25 protein-coding genes and 1 other annotated feature are annotated in these 21,712 nt (G+C 57.7%); of the genes, 10 read left to right on the top strand and 15 right to left on the bottom strand.

Translation table 11 applies throughout. From position 1 onward, the window contains the following. The first annotated feature begins 317 nt into the window (after positions 1-317). Both EKD05_RS09310 and EKD05_RS09305 read left to right on the top strand, forming a co-directional pair. On the top strand, positions 318-623 hold the full coding sequence (locus EKD05_RS09310) for a Uma2 family endonuclease (RefSeq protein WP_129672149.1): 306 nt from the start codon (positions 318-320) through the stop codon (positions 621-623). Between the two features lie 4 nt (positions 624-627). Continuing rightward, on the top strand, positions 628-879 hold the full coding sequence (locus EKD05_RS09305) for a DUF433 domain-containing protein (protein WP_240695706.1): 252 nt from the start codon (positions 628-630) through the stop codon (positions 877-879). Positions 880-1,160: 281 nt separating this feature from the next. Here EKD05_RS09305 and EKD05_RS09300 read toward each other — a convergent pair whose 3' ends face one another. Beyond that, complete coding sequence (locus EKD05_RS09300; RefSeq protein ID WP_129672148.1) at positions 1,161-1,367, bottom strand: hypothetical protein; 207 nt, start codon at positions 1,365-1,367, stop codon at positions 1,161-1,163. A 112-nt stretch (positions 1,368-1,479) separates the two neighbouring features. Here EKD05_RS09300 and EKD05_RS09295 point away from each other — a divergent pair, with 112 nt between their 5' ends. Further along, positions 1,480-1,884, top strand: a complete 405-nt coding sequence (locus EKD05_RS09295; protein ID WP_129672147.1) for a RidA family protein — start codon at positions 1,480-1,482, stop codon at positions 1,882-1,884. 147 nt (positions 1,885-2,031) lie between these two features. On the opposite strand, the gene EKD05_RS09290 is transcribed toward EKD05_RS09295, so the two are convergent. Beyond that, a complete protein-coding gene (locus EKD05_RS09290; protein WP_129672146.1) occupies positions 2,032-2,379 on the bottom strand; it encodes a type II toxin-antitoxin system PemK/MazF family toxin in 348 nt (115 codons plus the stop codon). Continuing rightward, positions 2,369-2,635, bottom strand: a complete 267-nt coding sequence (locus EKD05_RS09285; RefSeq protein ID WP_129672145.1) for a ribbon-helix-helix protein, CopG family — start codon at positions 2,633-2,635, stop codon at positions 2,369-2,371. The genes EKD05_RS09290 and EKD05_RS09285 overlap by 11 nt, the downstream gene beginning before the upstream one ends. 349 nt (positions 2,636-2,984) lie before the next feature. On the opposite strand from EKD05_RS09285, the gene EKD05_RS09275 reads away from it, so the two are divergent. The 6 genes from EKD05_RS09275 (at position 2,985) to EKD05_RS09250 (ending at position 8,191) form a co-directional block, all read left to right on the top strand. Further along, a complete protein-coding gene (locus EKD05_RS09275) occupies positions 2,985-3,140 on the top strand; it encodes a hypothetical protein (protein WP_205703904.1) in 156 nt (51 codons plus the stop codon). 42 nt (positions 3,141-3,182) lie between these two features. Next, a complete protein-coding gene (locus tag EKD05_RS09270) occupies positions 3,183-3,626 on the top strand; it encodes an HD domain-containing protein (protein ID WP_129672144.1) in 444 nt (147 codons plus the stop codon). A gap of 116 nt (positions 3,627-3,742) precedes the next feature. Beyond that, the gene (locus EKD05_RS09265) at positions 3,743-4,999 is read left to right on the top strand and encodes a hypothetical protein (protein ID WP_129672143.1); all 1,257 of its coding nucleotides are present in this window, start codon (positions 3,743-3,745) and stop codon (positions 4,997-4,999) included. 188 nt (positions 5,000-5,187) lie between these two features. Then, on the top strand, positions 5,188-6,492 hold the full coding sequence (locus tag EKD05_RS09260; protein ID WP_129672142.1) for a sorbosone dehydrogenase family protein: 1,305 nt from the start codon (positions 5,188-5,190) through the stop codon (positions 6,490-6,492). Between the two features lie 86 nt (positions 6,493-6,578). Then, positions 6,579-7,442 carry a nucleoside triphosphate pyrophosphatase gene (locus EKD05_RS09255; protein WP_240695705.1) on the top strand — a complete coding sequence of 288 codons (864 nt, stop codon included), beginning with the start codon at positions 6,579-6,581 and terminating at the stop codon, positions 7,440-7,442. Continuing rightward, positions 7,421-8,191 (top strand): response regulator transcription factor, encoded by a 771-nt coding sequence (locus tag EKD05_RS09250; RefSeq protein WP_129672141.1) that lies wholly within the window; start codon positions 7,421-7,423, stop codon positions 8,189-8,191. The genes EKD05_RS09255 and EKD05_RS09250 overlap by 22 nt, the downstream gene beginning before the upstream one ends. Before the next feature lie 9 nt (positions 8,192-8,200). On the opposite strand, the gene EKD05_RS09245 is transcribed toward EKD05_RS09250, so the two are convergent. The 6 genes from EKD05_RS09245 to thrS all read right to left on the bottom strand — a co-directional run bounded on the left by EKD05_RS09245 (position 8,201) and on the right by thrS (position 14,029). Beyond that, positions 8,201-8,758: a CDP-alcohol phosphatidyltransferase family protein gene (locus tag EKD05_RS09245; protein ID WP_129672140.1), complete on the bottom strand. Its 558-nt coding sequence runs from the start codon at positions 8,756-8,758 to the stop codon at positions 8,201-8,203. Between the two features lie 10 nt (positions 8,759-8,768). Next, entirely contained in the window at positions 8,769-9,449 is a 681-nt protein-coding gene (locus EKD05_RS09240) for a DUF4013 domain-containing protein (protein WP_165360658.1), read from the bottom strand. A gap of 358 nt (positions 9,450-9,807) precedes the next feature. Continuing rightward, complete coding sequence (locus EKD05_RS09235) at positions 9,808-10,551, bottom strand: DUF4013 domain-containing protein (RefSeq protein WP_129672138.1); 744 nt, start codon at positions 10,549-10,551, stop codon at positions 9,808-9,810. Next, the gene (locus tag EKD05_RS09230) at positions 10,548-11,735 is read right to left on the bottom strand and encodes a CinA family nicotinamide mononucleotide deamidase-related protein (RefSeq protein ID WP_129672137.1); all 1,188 of its coding nucleotides are present in this window, start codon (positions 11,733-11,735) and stop codon (positions 10,548-10,550) included. Before EKD05_RS09230 ends, EKD05_RS09235 begins: the two co-directional genes overlap by 4 nt. 2 nt (positions 11,736-11,737) lie before the next feature. Then, the gene (locus EKD05_RS09225; RefSeq protein WP_129672136.1) at positions 11,738-12,175 is read right to left on the bottom strand and encodes a hypothetical protein; all 438 of its coding nucleotides are present in this window, start codon (positions 12,173-12,175) and stop codon (positions 11,738-11,740) included. 81 nt (positions 12,176-12,256) lie between these two features. After that, positions 12,257-14,029, bottom strand: a complete 1,773-nt coding sequence (gene thrS / locus EKD05_RS09220; RefSeq protein WP_129672135.1) for a threonine--tRNA ligase — start codon at positions 14,027-14,029, stop codon at positions 12,257-12,259. A 44-nt stretch (positions 14,030-14,073) separates the two neighbouring features. Further along, positions 14,074-14,311 (bottom strand) — a binding site (T-box leader). 175 nt (positions 14,312-14,486) lie between these two features. Here thrS and EKD05_RS09215 point away from each other — a divergent pair. Further along, the gene (locus EKD05_RS09215) at positions 14,487-15,704 is read left to right on the top strand and encodes a Bcr/CflA family multidrug efflux MFS transporter (protein ID WP_129672134.1); all 1,218 of its coding nucleotides are present in this window, start codon (positions 14,487-14,489) and stop codon (positions 15,702-15,704) included. Positions 15,705-15,873: 169 nt separating this feature from the next. Here the strand turns inward: EKD05_RS09215 and EKD05_RS09210 are convergent, their stop codons facing one another. From EKD05_RS09210 to cydD, 6 genes are all read right to left on the bottom strand, one after another. Then, positions 15,874-16,176, bottom strand: a complete 303-nt coding sequence (locus tag EKD05_RS09210) for a Txe/YoeB family addiction module toxin (protein ID WP_129672133.1) — start codon at positions 16,174-16,176, stop codon at positions 15,874-15,876. Next, entirely contained in the window at positions 16,163-16,450 is a 288-nt protein-coding gene (locus EKD05_RS09205; RefSeq protein ID WP_129672132.1) for a type II toxin-antitoxin system Phd/YefM family antitoxin, read from the bottom strand. Before EKD05_RS09205 ends, EKD05_RS09210 begins: the two co-directional genes overlap by 14 nt. A 933-nt stretch (positions 16,451-17,383) precedes the next feature. After that, positions 17,384-17,611 carry a hypothetical protein gene (locus EKD05_RS09200; protein ID WP_129672131.1) on the bottom strand — a complete coding sequence of 76 codons (228 nt, stop codon included), beginning with the start codon at positions 17,609-17,611 and terminating at the stop codon, positions 17,384-17,386. Further along, positions 17,608-18,048 (bottom strand): PIN domain-containing protein, encoded by a 441-nt coding sequence (locus EKD05_RS09195; protein ID WP_129672130.1) that lies wholly within the window; start codon positions 18,046-18,048, stop codon positions 17,608-17,610. The genes EKD05_RS09200 and EKD05_RS09195 overlap by 4 nt, the downstream gene beginning before the upstream one ends. A 116-nt stretch (positions 18,049-18,164) precedes the next feature. After that, entirely contained in the window at positions 18,165-19,862 is a 1,698-nt protein-coding gene (cydC, locus tag EKD05_RS09190; protein ID WP_129672129.1) for a thiol reductant ABC exporter subunit CydC, read from the bottom strand. After that, positions 19,859-21,661, bottom strand: coding sequence for a thiol reductant ABC exporter subunit CydD (gene cydD, locus EKD05_RS09185; protein ID WP_205703903.1), 1,803 nt, complete (start codon positions 21,659-21,661; stop codon positions 19,859-19,861). The genes cydC and cydD overlap by 4 nt, the downstream gene beginning before the upstream one ends. Positions 21,662-21,712 lie beyond the last annotated feature (51 nt).

Below are 21,712 nucleotides of genomic sequence, written 5' to 3'. Positions count from 1 at the left end.
TCGCCGAACTGGGAAGCGGTGTATGAAGCGCCGTTTGGGCGGATCAAGGCAGGCGATCTCCTGGCCGCTTGGGTGGCGCACGATCTGCTGCACATGCGGCAATTGGTCGAACTGCACTGGGGCTACTTGGTGGGGAGCGTGGAGTCATACCAGGTGGTATATGCGGGAGAGTGGTAGGAGGCTTGGTTCACCGCATCCTCAGTTAGCCAGGAAATATCGTCGGATTCAAAGCGATATTCAGCCAGCGCCAAGGGCAAAAACGAAGGCTACCGCGATGGAGTACACGAACAAGCGTACCGCGAAAGCGGGAGAAAGAAATGACTGCTCAACCAAAGCGAACTTGGACTGTAGAAGAATATCTTGACTTTGAGCGTCGTAGCGAGACAAAAGAGAATTATGATCGCGGAAAGAAATCACAGTACTACCGTACGATCCCTTCACTTCAAGAGTATCTCCTTGTATCGCAAGACGGGCAGCATATCGAGCATTTTATTCGTCACTCTGAACACCAATGGCTTTTTTCAGAAATAATTGATACTGATAACGTTATCCATCTCTCTTCAATTGACTGCACACTGAACATGGCGGACGTGTACCATAAAGTACCACCAAGGGCATCCTGACGCAGTGGAAATTGTCCAGCGCACGGCCCGCCTTGCTCTCAGCAGTACGGTGCTCGGCGAGTTACTTGCTGGATTTGCGATTGGTTCACGCGAAGCGAAAAGTAGGAGTCTTAATCATACGTGCCGAAGCATTGCCGCCGAACACGCCGTTACAGAAATTATCGAAGACTTTCCTGAGTTGACAGAGGAAGATATTCGGGCATGTTTAGCATATGCGGCAGACCGTGAGCAATCGCTCGCTGTTGTGACAGCATGAAACTTCTGTTTGATGAACATCTTGAGCTATCCACGCACACGACAAGAGATACGCGAAAGCATTCAGGAAAGCCGCCGGGATTACGAGTAAACGCCTACCAATGGGATGCGGCCCAACAAGCGCTTCCAGCCGACGCCGCTGCGCGTCGAGCGCGATCGGGCCGATTTTGAACGCGGGAAGCGGCTCGCATGTTGTGCCGATCTCTTGGGGCGGCTCGGCTGATGCGCCAGGGCGATGGCATCTGCTTGCGGTGGCCGTCAACGGCGCGGCTCCTGGGGAGCTCAGGCCAACGGCGTGGCCTGAGTCAGTCGGCGTTGCCCGGCGTAGCCGCGGCATTGACGCCGACGGTCGGGGCGGATGGGCGCGATCGGTGCGCAGACCGGCCCGCCCCAACGGAAGATGCCACCGCCCTGGCGTATGTGCCGTAGGGTGGAGCCAAGACCGATTTCGGGCGTATCATCGCCATGGAGCACGGGTACGGCGGTCATAGGTTGCATGATCGCCGCGTAGCACGTATCATCCGAGTGGAGGTGGCAAAAGCGCCGTCTACTTTATGTTAGGCATCACAAGCCGAACACTTCATGCATTGCACGAAAACTTATGAATCGCAAACTCATCAGCTCCGGGTCTCCATTCGAAGAGCAAATCGCCTACTCGCGCGCTGTAGTTCAAGGCGATTGGATTTTTGTGTCGGGCACCACTGGCTTCGACTACGCGACGATGACGATCTCGCCCCTGATCGAGGAACAGGCCACTCAGTGCTTTGAAAATATCAAGACCGCACTGGCCCAAGCAGGAGCAACGCTCTCCGACGTCGTCCGAGTCCACTACATACTGCCAAACGGTAGCGATTTTGAGAAATGCTGGCCGGTACTCAGGGCGTACTTTGGACAGATCCGTCCATCCGCAACGATGATCTCGGCCAACCTGCTCGACCCTCGAATGCTCATCGAGATTGAGGTCACCGCCATGAGGCAACAAGCATCGGGCCCCTCGATAGGGTGATGCCTAACCCCTTGCTCAACCGGATCCACTACGGCAGGCACCGTAAGCCTGGTTCGAGGCACATGGTGCATCATCTCGTACCAGGCTTACGGTACCCGCCTCCACGGTTCGGTTAGCGCGAACGTTGGACGGCAACACACACCCTAACTACAAATCAAGAAGCATGCGTAATGTCTCTTCAACACGTTGCAGTGTTGCTTGCGAAACACTTCCCCAAGGATTGCCTTTTAAGCGATCTTTTGACACCGATCGAAGGGCATCACATAAAATCAGGCTTCGACTCCTGACTCCTCCTTCTGGTGGCTCAAGCGGAATATGGGCGGGAATACGTCGATCAGTTCGTGTGAGTGGAAGCACAAACACTAATCCGGCAGGTCCGTGATTAAAGATGTCGGTGGAAACAATCAGAACAGGTCGTGTTCCTGCTTGCTCGTGTCCACGAATAGGATGAAGGTCAGCCAACCAGATTTCCCCACGAGATGGTTCACGACTCATCCCACTCCTCCAGCTCATCTAAACCATCAAGGAGTGTCACATCCCACTCGGCACGTTCCGCTGCCTCCACGTGCTGCACAGCGGGGTCAGTTTGTGCAGCAAGGTAGGCGGCATTTAAGGCTTCCAGGAATTGTCGTCGACGGAATTCCTTAAGGGCGTCTTCAAGAACCTGCTGCATTGAGGTTCCCGTCCTACGAGCCAGATCATTGAGAAGGTCGCGAGTTTCCGTAGAAACGCGAATAGTTGTCGTAGCCATTCACATCCCCTGAGGTGTCGTCTATATATACGTCTACAAAAGTATAGCATAGAATGTCTACGACAACAATTATCACGCCAGGAGATATCGGGCAATCCGGCAGTCCGAAGTAGTAAACCGATTATTCGTGGGCTTCGCTACACGGTCTATGATATTTTGTCGTAAAAGAATACAAATCACCATCGCGAGCCGGTGGTGAAGCTTGCCGTTAGGCTGCCCCTTGATACATCGTGATACCTCAACAGGAAATACATCGCTCTTATCCCAGTACGCCTCGTTCAATGCTTGTGGAAGCGCGGTTGGTGGAGTACACTACCGGAAGACTAACGCATGTAGGACACGATAGGTCATGCGCTATCAGATTGCTTTCTCGCCCAACGCGGCCGGGGATTTTGATTACTTTGATTTCTTCGTCAAGCATTATCCTGAGCCGATCTTCGAGGACGGAATACAGCTCTTTGACATGCTGCGCCTTACGCTGCGGTACTCGCGCAATGGTGCCTAACAATCTGCTGGCGTTTCCCGACTACCGAGGTAAGATCAAAATATGGCAACCCTAGAACGCGCAATTGAAATCGCCGCAGCCGCCCATGCGGGTCAGGTTGATAAGGCAGGGCAGCCGTACATCCTCCACCCACTACGGGTCATGTTGCGCATGTCCACCGCCCATGAACGCATGGCCGCTGTGTTGCACGATGTCGTCGAGGATACCCAGGTCACCTTGGAGCAGCTTCGGTCTGAGGGGTTCCCTGATGAAGTTATCGTGGCAGTCACGGCCCTCACCAAGAGACCCGGTGAATCTCGCCTGGAAGCGGCGGTCCGCGCAGCCGCCGATCCCGTCGCACGGGCGGTGAAGTTGGCCGATAATGCCGAGAATATGGATCTTAGTCGCATCGCCGCGCCGACAGAGAAGGACTATGCGCGCCTTGAGGAGTACAAAAAAGTCCGTGCCCTGCTCCTCGGCGAAACAAACGCTGTCACATTCGTGTAATCTACGCTGCTTGTTCGTGCGTGAATTTTAGGAGTATTGTATCACCTGACGATCAGATTTTTCTCAGGTTTCTGCCAGACGGGGTAGGAACATTCTCATTGTCAGGAGGAACAGCTATGCTCACCGCACACGTCCGGCGTATGTTCATGATCGGCATGACGCTGACCATTGGTCTGATCCTGGTGATCTCGAGCTACCGAGCCTTTGCTTCAGCAGCTCAGATTGCCGTGTTCACACCACAGGGTTCAGCCTTCTGTGCTCGCACCGGTGGTTCGGCCCCGGCGGTCTTCCAGGGCCAGACGTTTCTCACTCGTTTTGACTATTTCCGCGTACTCGCCCCACCTTTCGGTCCTGAGCCGGTTACAGTTGACATAACGTTTCCTGATGGGCGGGTCTTTACGATTCCCGCCAGCCAGCAACTCGATGGTGTGATCGATCTGCCCAACAATTTCCCACCCGCCAGCCGTTTTGTCTCGAACGGGGCAGGCCAGTTCTCACTGACGATCCCCGTACCTGGCACCTGGCCGTACGGCTGTTACACCGTCAGCGGACGTGGCTTGAGCAGCGGTGGGATCAACAACGCGACAGCCTTCTTTGTGGTTGCGCCTGGTGGGCAGCCAGGCCCAGCGGGCAATGCCAACCTGCGTGTGACCCGCAACGGGCAGGATATTGCTGCGGCCTTCCAGGGGGAGATCGTTGAAGTTGATGGCCGCGGTTTTATTGGCGGCGAGTTTGTCTCGCTCTGGATCACCGCCCCCGATGGCACCGTCATTGACTTCCCTCCAGGCCAGCAGGTTGTCCAGGCAACGCCTGCGGGTGCGCTTTCGACCTCATTCCAGTTTGAAGGTAAGAATCCTACCGGGCGCTATACCTTCACAGCCCTTGGGCAGCAGAGTCAGTTCCGTGTCTTTGCGAGCTTCGAGCTGCGTGCGCCACCTGTTGTGGAACGCGGCCCGGCCCAACTCTATGTGGTGGTGCCTGCCGATATGAGTGGCCCCCAGCGTAGTGTCTTCTATGCCAATGGTGACCTCTTCTTCCCCGGTGAGCGGGTCGATCTCTGGCTCACCTTCCCTGATGGAGCCGTGCGTGGCTTCCCTTCGACCTTTGCAGATCCGATTGCCGGGCAGTTCTTGGTCGAATTGGCGCTTGACGAACGTCTGCCCGTCGGTTTCTATCAACTGACCGCCCAGGGTGCCGAGAGCCGCCAGTTGATCATTGCTGGCTTTAACCTCGAGCAGAATTTCGGTACGGTCTTCAATCCATATGTCAGCCCAGAAATCGGCCTTGACAATGATCCACGTACGCGGGTTGACCTCGACTTCATTGATCCCGATCCCTACAACTGGAACGAGTACGGCAACCCCGATGAATAAGTGATCATATCTGTGCAACACAGCGGCAAAGCCGCTGTGTTACACAGTATGCGGGCATTTTGCACAGGAGGAAACCCCTGGTTGACCTAGTCAGCCAGGGGTTTCCCTTATCACGCGGCAGCGCCAGGTATTCTGTGGTACGCTGATAACAACCCACGTTCTGAAACCCTGGAAAGGATCGTTCACGTATGCGCTTTCGCATCGTTGCGCTTTTTGCTCTTCTGTTGCTCCTGGTTGGTTGTGGTGTCCGTGAAGCGGCGACAACGCCCCTGCCAACCGCACCTGTTGCGCCAGTTTTTACCCCCACCCCGGTCACGAGTTCGGCCTCGCCGACCATCCCTAGTGCGCCTGTTGTCGAGCCTGCGGCCACCGCGACGACGATCAATCTCCCTACGGTCATTGCCTCGCCTCCCGATCTCAGCACGCTGCAACTTGCTGTCGAGCCCGTTGCCAACGGGTTTCGCAATCCGACCCACATTACCAATGCCGGTGATGGCAGTGGCCGCCTCTTTGTGGTGGAGCAAGCGGGAGTGATCTGGATCGTGCAGGATGGTGTGCGCCTCGAAGAACCGTTGCTCGATCTGACTGAACTAGTTGGCTCGCAAGGCAATGAGCAGGGTCTCTTGAGTATTGCCTTTCACCCGCAGTTTCGCACGAATGGCTTGCTCTTTGTCAACTATACCGACCTCAACGGCACAACGGTTGTCGCACGGTACACGCTCAGCGCTGATCCCAATCGCGCTGATCCTGCGAGTGCGACGATCCTCATGACGATTGACCAACCCGCCGCGAACCACAATGGCGGTCTGCTCAAATTTGGGCCAGATGGCTATCTGTACATTGGCACCGGTGATGGTGGTGCTGGAGGTGACCCCTGGAATAATGCGCAGACCCTGAGCAACCTGCTTGGCAAGTTGCTGCGCATTGATGTTGATAGCAACGAACCATATGCCGTTCCTGCAAACAACCCGTTTGTTAATGCTGATCCGGCCCGTTCGGAGATCTGGGCCTATGGCTTGCGCAATCCTTGGCGCTTCTCGTTTGACCGCGCAACGGGCGACCTCTATATTGCCGATGTTGGCCAAAATGCATTTGAAGAAGTCCATGTGCAGCCTGCCAGTAGCCTGGGTGGGGAAAACTATGGCTGGAAGATCATGGAGGGCGATCGCTGCTTCGAGGCCAGTTCGTGTGATCAGACAGGCCTGGAATTACCGGTCTTTGTCTATCCCCACGGCAGTGCCGAAGGCGGATGTTCGATCACAGGTGGCTATGTCTATCGCGGTCAGGCCTTTCCTCAACTCAATGGCGTCTATGTCTTCACCGACTTTTGCACGGGCAACCTCTGGGGAACCTATGGCGATGGCGTAGGCTGGCAAACCGCTCTCATTGGACGGGTTGATCTGCGCATCACCTCATTTGGCGAAGACGAAGCAGGCGAACTCTATCTGGTTGACCGTACCGGTGGAGGCGTCTACCGGTTGGTGGTGGAGTAAGGAACCAGCGTCTTGCGATCTACGCACGTAAGTGTTATGATCGCACTGTACGCAATTGGATCGATCAGTTCAGGCAACTATACATTGTGACAAGAGCCTCTCCAACTGGAAATAATGGGCAGACGCTTGCCCCTCAACAGGCGGGTCAGCCCCGTCTTGTGCTGGGCTCAGCTTCACCGCGTCGCCACGAATTGCTTGCCGCGCTTGGGGCGACCTTTACCGTGATGACCACTGATGCTGAAGAGGCCGAGACCGACGTGCCGCCCGAGGTGCTGGGGGCGTTGCCAACCGCCGAAATGCCGCTGCGTTACCATCCGACGTTGCTTGCCTGGCGTAAAACCTACGCTGTGGCTGCACACGCCCTGGATGCTGTCGTTCTGGGCGCTGATACGGTGGTGGTGATTGATGGCGAGGTGTTGAATAAGCCTCGCGATGATGCTGAAGCTCATCTCATGCTGCGGCGTCTGTCAGGACGTACCCATCGTGTCTATACCGGGTTGTGTGTCGCGGGGGCTTTGGCGTCAGCGATAACGCCTGACCCCGATCAGGCCACACCTTATGCGGCCCTGCCAGAGCCAATCTGGTTGCCGTTGCACCACGAGGCTTCTCATGCAGTTCTGTCGACAGCCGCTCGGCGTCCTTTCTGGCTGGATATCGAAATGTCCGAGGTCGTCTTTGCTCCGTTGACCGAAGCCCAGATCACGGCGTATGTTGCCACTGGTGAGCCGCGTGATAAGGCGGGTGCCTATGGTTTGCAGGGCATGGGTGGTCAGTTGATCGAAGCGGTCTATGGAAGTTACACTGCGGTGGTGGGCTTTCCGCTCGCTGCGGTGGTGCGTTTGTTGCGTGGTGCAGGTGTCACTGGGCTAGCTGACGCGACGGCAACTTATTATGCATGGCTGGCACACCAACAGAAGGGACCTTTGCCATGGCCTCCCACATTGCCATAAAATTGCTCGTTGTTGATGATCATCCGCTCTTTCGCCAGGGGGTTCGCTGGGCCTTGAGTGGTGAGGATGATCTCGTAATCGTCGGTGATGTTGCGAGTGGTGAAGCCGCGCTTGAGTGGCTTGCCCAGGCTGGCTCACACGATGAACCGAATGTGATGCTGGTTGATATGAATTTGCCAGGGATGAATGGCCTTGCGTTGACGCGGCAAGTGCGCCGTCAGTACCCTGGGCTCGGGGTGGTGATGTTGAGCATGCACGAGAGCGATGAGCAGGCGTTTCACGCGTTGCAATCAGGGGCCGCCGCGTATCGCTCGAAGGATGTCAAGCCACAGGCGCTGATCGAGATCTTGCGTCGCGTCGCTCGTGGCGAGTATGTGATCAATGATGTGCTGCTGGAAGAACCGCGGGTCGCTAGTCGGGTCTTGACGCAGTTTCGTAGTTTGCCCGAAGCGCTGCCCACTGACCCCGAAGCGGTTGATGTGCCGATCTTTACGCCCCTCAGCGACCGTGAAATCGAGGTGCTTGAACGTATCGCGGCTGGCGGGAGTAACAAAGAGATCGCTGACTCGTTGCATATTAGTACGCAGACGGTCAAAAACCATATCTCGTCGATTTTGCGCAAACTGTCGCTGAATGACCGCACCCAGGCGGTACTCTTTGCGTTGCGCCGTGGCTGGATCGAGACGCCTCAGGAGATCCGGCAGGGGCCGCTCGAACCCCCTGCCGACCCACCCGAAGACGAGGCTTAACCGTTCAACTCAGTCGGCCTGCTTGCGCATGACGGCCAGAAACCGTTTGCCATACTGAACAAACGAGAGCAGAAACGGCACCATTGCCACATAGAGTGCTGGCTTGCCACTGCGTGGCCCGTCGGCAACGTACAGCAGGGCCGCCGCAGTCAAGAGCGCTGTGGTCAGTTTGCCAGTGCTGGCGGCAACGGTGATCTGGCTGTGCCGTTTGATGACGACCAGGGCAGCAACGATAATGCCAAGGTCGCGAAAAAGCAACAACCACGTAATCCACCAGGGAAAGTCGCGGGTCTTTGAGAGGATGATCGCGGTTCCGTTGATCAAGATCTTGTCAGCTACCGGATCGAGCAGTTCTCCGAGAGGCGAAACCTCGCCACGGGCGCGTGCCAATGGGCCATCAATGGCGTCGGTGAGCATCGCGACGCCCAGACAGGCAAGGGCTTGGCGCCGTCGCTCGGGCTGCCGCAGGTAGCGAAAGGTTGGTGGAATGAGCAGCAGCCGAGCGATGGTCAGCATGTTTGATGGATAGAGCAATTCACGTGGCTCGAAGAGTCGCGTTGAAGCCATGCCGATTCTCCTACACCAGCGGTGAGGCAGGGGGCGCAAAATCGGTGTTGTAGCCGTTCTGCGACCGCAAGGCGATCAGCTTCTGCCCCAGCAGGTGACCAAAGACAGCCTGGCTGTAGGGTAGGGTGAAAAGAATGCCGATGAAGATGATGCCGCCGACACCGGCCACAAAGCTGCACAAAATCTGGAGCAGCCACAGCACAACCCATCCCCCTAGATCGCCCCGTACCATGGCAATGACTGCACTGAAGTTGATCGCTTCACTGAAACTGTTCGTCTGTAGGTAACGGACGATGCCTGCCAGCATAAGCGGCTGGATGACCAGGGCAACCAGAATGATCAGAGGCACAAGGCACAGGGTGAGCAGCACAATGATACCGCCAGCATCACCAGCACTGGCAGCAAAGAGTGGGACACACGCAAACAAGAGACTGACCACAATAATTGGCACAGCATAGACAATCGCAATGCCAAAGCCAACGAGACCGAGGTTGAATTTCTCGCCAAAGTTGTCCCATTGGGGCAGTGGGCGTGGATTGCCTGCCGCCAGACGGCGTGCCGTCTCAAGCACGTAGCCGATGATCAGGATCTGTCCAATCAGTGGAATCAAGGCCAACAATCCAGCGATCAGGATGCTTGTAAGCCACTGTTCATCATCGAAGACAAACGAAAAGGCTTTGCCGATGTCCATCAGAGTCCTCCTTCTTAGAGCCTGCATTGTAACCCATCTTGTCGCACCTTGTACAGTGAGGTCATATGGCGTACCAGGGCGATTGCATCTTCCGTGTATGCATCCCGCCAGGGCACCCGCCAGGGGTGCCCGTCCCGGCCGGTAGGGGCACCCCTGGCGGGTGCCCTGATAGCGCGTCTTTTTGTCTCCGGTTTCGTATGATGCAATCGCCCTATATGGCGTCAGGGCTGATGCAACGTCAGCTCTCCAGGGTCGCCGTCGCCGTCAACGGCCCGACTACCGTCGGCAAAGCCCGCCTGCACGTGCGGTAGTCGAGGGCTTAGACTGAAGGAGCGGATCGTGAGCGGCGCTCGCATGGCTACTGAGCAAACTCGTTGATCAGACGTTCGGCGCTCACATAGAGTTGCACGACGACGAGGTGTGCATAGATGATGGCGCTGAGGATCAGCCAGAGACCAAGGCCAAGCACGATGATTTGCCCTGGAAAGGCAATCCGTGCAAGCATTAGGGTGAGGGTGCTCAAGAGTGCCGCGGGGAGATAGGCCACCAGTGAGCGCAGACGAGCCTGGAGAAAGGTGCGGCGGTTCGCACGCTCCAGCGTCCAGTTGAGGGTTGCGCTCCTCAGGGCATCTTCGATGTGGCCCTCACGCGCAAAGCGAAGCCGCCCGGCCGGGGCGACACTGCTCAAAAAGAGCAGCACGACAACCATCCCTGTGCCAAACACGACCGAGGCAGTGGCCCTCTGGATGATCGTCTCGTCGGTGATGCCAGCGAGCAACATGACAATGCCGGTGGCAAACAACAGCATCGTTCCAATCAAGATCGGTAGGATCAGAAAAGCAAAGTCAATGAGCATGGCAAAGAGACCGGTCAATGATCGAACCGTGACATTGCCGGGGGGCGGCAGTGGGCTAGCGAAGCCTCGCCGACTATTATCGAGGCTCTCCATCACAAAACCAGCGGCCAGGGGTAGGCCCAGCCCCACGAGGGCGGCAAGTCCGTAGCCACCACAGTGCAACCACCAGAATTGATCGCGGTGTACCGTTGCCAGCGCGTGACGGAGGGAAAGCGGCCCTGGCTCGGTGCGGCCAAAAAAGGTCACGCTGCTTCTCCAACCAGGTAGCGTCGGATCAAATCAAGCCCCAGGGTCGCAATAAATTCCCATCCTTCGGTCTGACGCAAGTCATAGTTACGGGTGACCTGGCGATTTCCCTTGGGTGTGACCAGGGTGACACTCACTGCGGTCAGGCCGCTCTGGTCGCTGGTATCAGCCACCTGAAACGCGAGGCCAAGATCGGCGCGCCAGCGATCAACAATGCTAAATGCCCCCGTCTGCGACAGAATGGCCGCCGCATCCTCGTTGGCTGCACGATCAAGCGGATGGATCAAGACCCCACTGATGCATTCGGTGCCTCCGCTGACCGCTGAGAGTGCCCGGAAGATCGGGGCGAGCGTGCTCGTTTCGTAGAGGGCCAGGGTGAGTTGCTGTTCCTTGAGCAAGCGGGCAACGGTTGCCGGTAACGGCTCATCACCAATAACATGTTGTTTGAGGCGTTCGCGAATGGTCGCCTCGGTCGTGGCAAGCATGGCCTCGGCTTCCGCTTGTGAGGACGCCTGAGCCGTGATCCGAATTTCGTAACGGGCCTGTTTGGCCGAGATGCCGACACTGGGATTGGCCTGTGCCATCAGATCGGCGATCATCTCGCCAATCACACTTTCACCAAGCCCAGTCGCGTGAACCGTCTTGACCAGGATCGCGTCGGTGATCCCGCGTTCATCACGCAGGTAGGGCATGACGGCGTTTTCGAAGAGATACCGCATTTCATAGGGCACGCCAGGCAACACAATCACCGTGCCTTGATCGTCCTCGACAAGAAACGAAGGAGCAGTGCCTCGCGGATTCTCGATAATCCGTGCCCCAGTAGGGACAAAAGCCTGGCGTCGGTTGCTCGGGCTCATCGTGCGACCCATCGCGGTAAACCGGGCCTCGATCTGGTCGAGCAAGGTCTGGTGGAACTCAAGCGGGCGTTCCATTGCCAGGGCGACCCCTTCGCGGGTAACGTCGTCGAGCGTTGGCCCGAGGCCCCCCGTACAGATCACGAGATCCGCCCGTAGCAGCGCCTCGCTGACCATTGCGGCAATGGTTTCGGTATGATCCCCAACCGAACTCTTGCGCACCAGTTCAACCCCGGCGCGGGCGAGCTGGCGGGCAAGGTACGCGCTATTGGTGTCAACCGTCGTCCCGAGCAGCAACTCTGAGCCGATGGCAATAATTTCTGCTTGCATAGTTAAAAGAGCGGATCTTCTTGGCGTGGTTTCGGTTTGGCCTGTTCGATCATACGACGACGATAATCGTCCCAGAGAGTCTGTTCTTGCTTGGCGGCGGCGCGCTTGCCAGCTTCGATCGCCTGTTTCACGCGTTCCTGCAGCGAGACACCGGTGCTCTCGGCGCGCGCCGTAATTCCAAGCCGCACCTCTTCGCTGGCGCGTTGATGCAGCACATAGATCGCTGCGCTGCCCATCGCTGTGCCGAGTACGAGCCCAAAGGCAAACCGACCGGTTGATTGCCGTGTGCGGCGTTTTGTTTCGTTGCGCAGCGCCTGGATGATCGCGAGGGCGGCTTGCCGCTCGTTGGCAAGGGCATCAAGGGTGCTGGCGCGTTCAGCGCGGATGGCTTCGCTAAAGCGCAGAGCCGCATCGGTGAGCATATCGGTCTCTACGGTCATAGTCTCCTCATTCCGCTAACTAGGGTGCTATCCTGGGACAAAAGCCAGCGTCGCTGGCTTTTGTCCCAGGATGTAAAATTTTTACATGCGCTTAGCGATCTCCTCTTGCATGCGTGCGAGACACGCATCAATTGGTATCGCCCCAAGGTCTTCGCCCGACCGCAGGCGTACGGCAACTGTGCCTGCTTCTTCTTCCTTCTTTCCGATTATAAGCATATATGGAACCTTCTGCAACTGGGCACGCCGAATCTTGCCTTGCATCCGGTCGCGACTTGTGTCAACCTCGACCCGTAGATCAGCCTCGACGAGGCGCTTCTGTACGCTTTCCGCATAGGCGATCTGGGCGTCGGTGATCGGAATCAGTACGGCCTGTACTGGTGCAAGCCAGAGCGGGAAGGCGCCGGCGTAGTGTTCGATCAGGACGCCGAAGAAGCGCTCCATGCTGCCCATCAGGGCGCGGTGTACCATGTAGGGCCGGTGGGGTTGGTTGTCCTCACCGATGTACTCGAGCCCAAAGCGTTCGGGCAGGTTAAAGTCGAACTGGATGGTGCTCAACTGCCACTCGCGTCCCAGCGCATCGTAGACTTTGAGGTCGATCTTCGGGCCGTAGAAGGCACCGCCGCCCTCATCAACCTGGTAGGGTAGGTTATGGGTCTGAACGGCGCGCTCGAGCGCGGCAGTGGCCCGTTCCCAGTCTTCAGGCGCACCAACGTACTTCTCGGGGCGGGTCGAGAGGTAGGCCGTGAAGTCACTTAGGCCGAAGGCGCGCAGCACATAGAGCGAGAACTCGAGCGCACGCCCGATCTCCTCCTCGACCTGGTCGGGCCGACAGAAGATATGCGCATCGTCCTGGGTGAAGCCGCGCACGCGCGTGAGGCCGTGCAGCGCCCCGCTCAGTTCGTAGCGGTAGACCGTGCCATACTCGGCGTAGCGCCGCGGCAGGTCGCGGTACGAGCGCATGTGGGTTTGGTAGATCTGGATATGGAAAGGACAGTTCATCGGCTTGGCATAGTAGTCCTCGCCGTCAATATCCATCGGGGCGTACATGCTCTCTTTGTAGAACTCGAGGTGGCCCGAGGTCTCCCAGAGGTGCGCACGCCCGATGTGGGGCGAGAAGACCCACTCGTAGCCGGCCTTGAGGTGGGCCTGGCGGGCGAAATCTTCGGCGATCACGCGAACCATGGCCCCCTTGGGGTGCCAGAGGATCAGGCCCGCGCCGACCTCATCAGAGATGCTATAGAGATCAAGCTCTTTACCGAGGCGGCGATGGTCACGTTTTTTGGCCTCCTCAATGCGCCAGAGATGCTGTTCCAGTTCAGCCGGATTATTCCAGGCGGTGCCATAGATGCGTTGCAACTGGGGGCGCTTCTCATCGCCGCGCCAGTAGGCCCCGGCGATGCTCATCAACTTGAAGCCCGCCGGATCAATCTGGCCGGTTCGCTCGAGATGCGGCCCACGACAGAGGTCTTCAAACGTATCTTGGCGATAGGTCGAGATGACCGTGTCGCCTTTGGCCGTTTCACCATACTCATCGAGGCCCTGGGCAAGCCCGTCGATCAATTCGAGCTTGTAGGGTTGGTCATGAAAGAGTTGGCGGGCCTCATCAGCACTGACCTCCCGAAAGAGAAAGGGCACATCACGGGCGACGATCTGGCGCATCCCGGCTTCGATGGTGCTCAGATCATCGGGGTTGAGGGCGCGAGGCAGGTCGAAGTCATAGTAAAAACCATTCTCAATGGGCGGACCGATGGCGACCTTGCCTTCAGGGAAGATCTCAAGCACGGCCTGGGCCATCACATGGGCCAGCGAATGGCGAAGACGGTAATACGGATCATTATTTGGATCGACTGGCATCACACACCTCACATCTGCAAAGACGACAAAAAACCTTCGTTCCACTATGGGACGAAGGTTGCTTCGTGGTTCCACCCAACTTCGATGCACGACTGCACGCGCAGCCAGGCATCCTTCCGGCGCGTTAACGGGCGCAAACCGTGCCTCCATACTTGCGTAGCGCGTTGAGGAGGCCGCTCAGAGGTGGTTTTCACTCGTGCTGATTGAGGTGCGCTTCCAGTCTCTGACGCACCCTCCCTGGCAACCAGGCTACGAGGTACTCGTCCTCGTCACTGCTTTCGATAATCTTGCCGTATTGTACCGCTCTGTTTTTGTTGCGTCAAGCTTTTGCTAAGGGCATAGCCCTTAGCAAAACCGGTGCTTCTGGTGTAAGATGCCAGCAAAGCTGGCATCTTACGCCAGAAGTACCACGGGAGGCAGGGCGCTAGCCCTGCCCTCCCGTGGTACTATAGAACCTATGAAAACCTACCCTCCCTCATCGGTCGGGCGACTTGCCCTGGTGCTTGGTATTTTGTCGGCGTTTGGACCGCTTTCGATTGATATGTATTTGCCAGGGTTGCCTGCGATCGGGGCCGAGTTTGGCACCGATACGGCAGCGGCTCAGTTGACGCTGACGGTCTTTTTTCTGGGGTTGGCCTTTGGGCAGATTGTCTATGGGCCGCTTTCGGATCGTTTTGGTCGCCGCAAGCCGTTGCTCGTTGGGGCGATCATTTATACACTTGCTTCGGTGGGGTGTGCGCTGGCGCCGACGCTCGGCAGCCTGGTCTGGTTGCGTCTGCTGCAGGCGCTTGGTGGGTGTGCCGGGGTTGTCATCGCGCGCTCGATTGTGCGCGATCGTTTCGATGCCCAGGACTCAGCGCGGATGTATTCGCTCTTGATGTTGGTGATGGGCCTTGCCCCCATTACGGCGCCGGTGCTTGGTGGGCAACTCATCGTTCATTTTGGCTGGCGCGCGGTCTTTTGGGTGCTGACCGTCTTTGGCATGATCTGTGTGGCGCTGGTGCTCTTTGCCCTCCACGAGTCACTGCCCCGTGAGCGACGCAATCAGGATGGCTTTGCGGCTGTGCTGCGCGTCTATGGTCTGTTGCTGCGCGATCGGCATTTTCTCAGTTACGCCCTGACCGGTGGGTTTATTTCGGCGGGCATGTTTGCCTATATTTCCGGGTCGCCCTTTGTCTTCATTGAGCTCTTTGGTGTGTCGCCCCAGTTGTACGGTTGGATCTTTGGGGCAAATGCCGCTGGTCTGATTGCGGCTTCACAGTTCAATCGTCGGCTCTTGCGCTCGTTCACCAGCACCACGATCCTCAGTGTCGCCCTGGCCGTCATTGCCACCTCGGGCGTGATGCTTGTTGCGGTTGCCGCGACGGGCTTTGGAGGCCTTTTGGGCTTGTTGCCGTTCCTCTTTGTCTGCATTGCGGGCTATGGTCTCGTGGCCCCCAATGCCGCCGCCGAAGCAATGGCCCCCCACGGACGGGTAGCGGGCAGTGCGGCGGCGTTGCTTGGTATGTTGCAGTTTAGCATCGGGGCGCTCGCCGGTACGCTGGTCGGGGTGTTGCACAATGGCACCGCCGTGCCGATGGCCGCAGTTATGGCGACGTGCTGTCTCGCAGGGCTTGGGGTGTTTCATCTGCGCCCACTGGGGGGGCCGGTGCCTCATCCTCAGCCCGAGGCGTAATGCCGACACTGGATGTGGGTTTCGTTGACGCCATGGTGCAGCGAGGCGGCATGTTCTGCGTGCCTCTTCTGTTTTTCTGAGCGAGTGATACCCTTATATTGACAAGCGTATCACGCTTCTCGTGATACGACGCCGTCTACTTTTTGTCTTCGTTGCTCGGGATATATGGCTATGAGTAGTGATAACGTGCTTGAACAAAGTCGATTCGGTCATCACTTACGACATAGACAAGACGATGTTCCTGGGTAATACGTCGCGACCAAACGCCTGCACCTAAGTATTTCAGTGGTTCTGGTTTGCCGATTCCATCGAAAGGGTCACGAAGTACCGCCTCGATCAGTGTGAAAATTCTGAGGGCGGTTCGTCTATCCGTTTCGACCCAGTAGCGTATATCTTCGCGAAACTCCGCCTGAAAGACCGCATCCCGATCCCGTTGGTTCCCCGGCTGAGCTTGTTGTTTATCCTTCGGCATCGAGTTGAACCTCGTGGCGAAGTTGCTCAAGTGATTGTGCGGTTCCAACTCGTTGGCGGACGCGGTTTAAGGTAGTGAGGAGGCGTTCGGCATTGGCAGGCGAGCGCAGCAACTGTACCGTTTCGAGTAAGCCTACGAGTTCATCTGCGGCGATAAGGGCAACGTCGTCGCTTCCACGACGTTGGATAATGACAATCTCACGGTCTTGCGTTACCTGGTCAAGCAGCGCGGCAAGTTGCGCTCGTGCTTGGGTATAGGTGGTTTGGATAGTCATACCAGACCTCCGAGCTCGCGTTTATATTTATATGTACACATATACTGTACAATAATGAACAAGGCAATGTCAACAGTACGAATATCGTCTTCAATCACTTCAGTAGACAGATTTTCTCGGGCAAGATTGGCTCGCAATGTTTCGCAACAAAGTTGAACCTCGAGTTAATGCCTGACAGTTCTGTACTTTGGTAATGGTAGCACAGCAGTACTGCCAGAACAAGCGAAACATACATGCTGAATCATATTTCATCCTATTTCGTGTTAATGTCAAGGGCTTTTATCAAATGATTTTTTGCTAGGCGGCCCAACGCCGCACCTCAGCAAACTGCTTCCTGTTCACGCCTTTTGCCAGCGACAAAAGGCGTGAACAGGAAGCAGTTCGTTTCAGGTACAGGTTGGGCCGCGTCATGTCATGTTAGTTCAGAGACGTCAATGAACACATCTGCAACATACCTAGCCAAACGATGACGCTTCGGCAATCCAAGTACGCCCTTTGCAACCGTCAGGGCAGCTTTCCACTCATCTATGGTTTGAGGACCATCAACATCTGAGTCACCCGTAAAATACAGAAAAACCAGGTACGCATCTCGTTGGTTCAATTTGCGAACCAAGTAGAGATGAGCGAGCCGATTGGCGATCTGATATAGTTTTCCAGTCCATGGGATGTCAGGGTTGATACCGAGGTAATCCTTCGTCTCGTTTAGGCTACGCTTGATGAGTTCCAGGCTTGCCCCACCAGTTCCAGTTCCGGCTGATATGATAGTACCGCCTTCAAAAGTCGCGTCCAGCTCAGGGCCGCGCCAGCGGCGTCTGTGTGTAAGGCGCTGTTGGGCCGTAGCATTTCACAGTACAGACAGATCAGCGCCAAGAAAGCTTCTAAATATAGTATCTTTTATGCATACACTACTCTGGTTACCATATCGATCAGTTTTCATTCTTTTTTATCGTCGCCACTCTTCGTGTCGCGCTCTACGGCGGCAACAATATCATCAATGGTAAGATCGGTGAAAAGCTGTTCTCGCTCTTGGGTATAGTCCCCAAAGCCGTGCGTATATTGATGAATGAAACGCGCCGTGTTTACCACACCCATTTCTTGAATAAGCACGCGTAGTGCCCACGTATTCAACTCAGCCAGCGGTAACGGTTGTATGCTGCTCACGGGAGCACCTCCTGAATCAACTCCAACGGCGTTACGATCGCTATGGTTATTGATGCAATCACCTTCAAGCGCTTCATGAGTCGGTCATCACAGGTACAAAAACAGTACACATTTCCGTGTTCAGCACAAGCGACATGCAACGCGTCTAACGGCTTAATTCCTTCTTGCTCAAGTTCCTTCGCTCGTGCCACAATCTGCGGAGAAAAGGCAACATACGCCGCTGCGTCCTTCAGAAGTTCTGCGGCGAATACTTTCCGTTGCAGGTCTGGTGTCCGATCTATTTCAAAGCGTAACGCATCTGAATGGACGATTTCGAGTACTCCTTGTTGATGTAACGCCATAATCCCAAGCATCGCCTCCGCTTCCAAGGCAATCCGCACCTGGGATTTATCGTCAAGTGGCCGCTGGAGGCTACAATTGTCAAGATAGACCCGCATGACGTCAGTCGCTCCTTCCATGCGCAGCATTCACAGACATCGTTATTGTATCACAGGGCATAGCGGATACGGCGGTGCAGCCGGATTAGCGGCTGGCAGCTATAGATGCGGTTCGCTTATGACTCGGCGCCTTTCGTCGTGGGATGATCCGCATCGTTTCCGCAGCGGGCTTGATATAGCTCCACAATCCGCTCAACGCTGGCAAGGTGTTCGTGGCGGTGGGTGATTGTGAGCGTGGTGCGCCCCTGGCGTAGTTCTTCGAGTGCGGCGACGACGTCGCTGGCGGTGGCCTGGTCGAGATGAGCCGTTGGTTCGTCCAGGATGAGAATCGGGGCGTCTTTCAGCAGGGCGCGGGCGATGGCGAGTCGCTGACGTTCGCCGCCGCTGAGTTTCATGCCCTGTTCGCCGATCCAGGTGTCGTAGCCGTTTGGTAGCCGGTTGATCAGGTCGCTCAGGTGGGCGCGCCGACACGCTTCGTCCAGTTCGGCCTGGCTTGCCATTGGGCGGGCGATGCGCAGGTTGTCGGCGATGGTGCCGTTGAAGAGGTGTGTGTGCTGGGCAACCACGCCGATCATCTGCCGTACGTCTTCGGCGCGATACGCCTGGAGCGGAACACCGCCAAGTAGGATCTCGCCGCTCCATCCTTCCCAGAAGCGCAAAATCAACTGCACCAGGGTGCTTTTGCCTACCCCGCTTGGGCCGATTAGGGCCAGTTGCTGCCCCGGCTCGATGCGCAAACTCAGGTTCTCCAGGACGTTCTGGGACTGGCCGGGATAGCTGAAGCTGACGTTGCGCAGTTCGAGACTGTTATCTTGCGGTTCTGGTGAAGTGACCGGTTCGTGGCTGATCTGCGCTGGGGTGTCGGTGAGGGCAAAGATCCGGCGTGCCGCCGCCAGACTCGTTTCGAGGCTCTGCAACGCGACCGCGAGTGGGGTCACGGCTTCAAATGAGGCCAGGGCGGTCAGCGCAAGCAAGGCCAGGTAGACCCCGTCGAGCTCGCCGTTGTGCACTAAGGGGATGGCGATGAGGAGCATAGCAACCGCAGCGAGGTGGCTCAGCAAAAGCACGAGACCGTTGCCGAGGCCGCGCACCGCCGCCAGACGTTCTTGGGCCTGCGTCAGGCGGTGGCTATCTTCGCGCACCCGTGCCAAGAGCAGATCCTCGCGCCCGAGCGCCAGCAGGTCGTCAAGCGCCTGCAAGCCTTCGACCAGGTTGGTCGAGAGCTTGGCGCGGTAGGCGATGCTTGCCCCGGCAGGGCGCCGACTCAGAGCGCGGACGAGCAGCGGCACGGCGAGGCCTGCCAGGGCAAGCAGCAACAACAGGGCGAGCGCCAGCCGCAGGTCAAAGGCGAGCATCAGTCCGCAGGCGAGCAGGCCGGCGAGCAGCGCGACGAGGGGTGGCGCGAGCACGCGCAGGTAGAATTGTTCGAGCGTTTCCACATCACCGACGGCTCGTGCGAGCAGGTCGCCCCCGCGCTGGTCAACTAGACCGGCAGGGGCCAGCGGTTCGACCGCCTCATAAAACCAGCCTCGCATCCCTGCGAGCAGCCGGAAGGTAGCCGTATGCGCCGTATAACGCTCGGTATACCGCAAGAGCGCCCGCGCAATGCCAAAGAAGCGGACACCGACGATCGGCAGACTCAAGACGGCAATCGAGGGCATCAGGGCGGCACTGGCGATCAGGTAGGATGACGTTGCAATCAGGCCGATGCTGCTGCCCACCGTCGCAAAGCCGAGCAAGACCGCAAGCGCGAACCAGCCTCGATACGGCGCGATCAGCACGAGCAGGCGTAAGAACAGGCGTGGCGTGCTCATCGCGCAGCCTCCCCGAGCGTGGGTGATGCCCGGTCTTGTGCTGTCATCGCCTCGTTGCTGCCGAGTAGCGGTTCAAGGTAGACCACGTGATCGACCTCTTCTATGAGCGTCGCGCTATGCGTGATGATCAGGGCTGTTCGACCTCGCAGCAACTCACGCAACGCTGTACGCACTTCCAACTCGCTGACCGGGTCGAGGTGCGAGGTCGGCTCATCAAGGATCACAAAAGGCGCATCTTTGAGCAGAGCGCGGGCGAGCGCGAGCCGCTGGCGTTGCCCGCCCGAAAGCCGTGTACCGCCTTCGCCGATGGGAGTGGCGTACCCTTGCGGCAGCGCCGCGATGAAAGCGTGCGCCTTGGCAGCGCGTGCGGCCACTTCCAGCGCCTCATCGGAAGCGTCGGGGCGGGCCAGGCGCAGATTCTCGGCGACACTGCCATAAAAGAGCGCCGGATGCTGGCTGACCCAGGCCACCTGCTGTCGCCACGCCACCAGATCTAGCTCGGTCAGCGATACGCCGCCAACCAAAATGCTGCCTGCATCGGGCTGCACAAAGCCCATCAACAGCGCCGCCACACTGCTCTTACCGGCCCCACTTGGTCCAACCAGTGCAACCGTCTGCCCCGCCGGAAGGCGCAGGTCAAACTGGTGCAAGACCGGACGTGCGCCATTGTCGTAGGCGAACGAGATCCCGTTCAGCTCAAGGTCACCGCCGCAAGGGTAGGGCTGTTGCAACGTCAGATCTCCGGGCATGAGGCCGTGCAGGCGGCCTTCGCGCCCCCTAGCCGAGGGCTTCAGCCCGACGGGGCTCCGGTCAGGTGGACGTTGCAACAGCCCTACGCAAGGCACAGCGCGGGACGTGCGCACGGGTGGAAGCAGCACCGGGGTTGCCAGGATCGCCTCGATCCGCCCGAGCGCCTCTTTGCCCGCCATGCCAGCGTGGTGGCGCTGGCCGAGCAACCGCAGCGGCAGGTAGAATTCTGGGGCGAGGATCAGGATCGTCAGGGCTGGCTCGAAGGCCATGCGCCCATAGAGCAACCGCAACCCGATCTCGACCGCAATGATCGCCGTACTGAGGCTCGCAATCAATTCGAGGGCAAAGGCCGAAAGAAACGCAATGCGCAGCACCTGCATCGTCACATCGCCAAACTGCGCACTGATCGCCGCCACCTCTTGCAGGCGCTCGCGGCTGCGTCCAAAGAGCTTGAGCGTCGTCAAGCCCTGGAGCGTATCGAGAAAATGGGCACTCATCCGGCTCATATCGGCCCATTGGCGTGCCGTCAGTTCTTTGGCGAGCGAGCCAATCAACCAGAGAAAGAGCGGAATAAGCGGGGCTGTCAGGATCAAGACCAGCCCGGAGAGGGGATCGAGCGGTAGCACAAAGACCAGCACGATCAACGGCATCAGCGCTGCCAGCGTCACCTGGGGCAAATACTGACTTAGATACTCATCAAGTGCCTCAACGCCCCCGAGCGTTGTATTGGCCAGTTCGCCACTGCGCTCGCCACGGACAAACGTCGGCCCGAGGGCAATGAGATGCGCCAGCACCCGCTCACGGAGCGCCTGCTTGACGAGACTAGCGAGCCGTTGCCCCGTCATCTCGCCGGCCCAACTCAGCGCTGCGCGCAGCAGTGCCAGGGCGACCAGGCCAAGCAGCAGCGCCTGCACATCGGCCAGATCGGCCCCACCCAGAAAGACCTGCGCAATCCCCCGGCTCAAGAGCAACGCCTGACCAACGGCCACCACCGCCGTCAACGCCCCCAGCGCAATGGTCACCCATAACCAGGGGCGCTGCGTTGTCATCAGGTTTGATCGTCTTGACCGGGTCATATTCCCAAACCGGGCCATATTCCC

This window comes from Candidatus Chloroploca sp. Khr17, from assembly GCF_004138165.1.
Lineage (GTDB): Bacteria > Chloroflexota > Chloroflexia > Chloroflexales > Chloroflexaceae > Chloroploca.
This window is presented reverse-complemented; position numbering and strand designations above follow the sequence as displayed.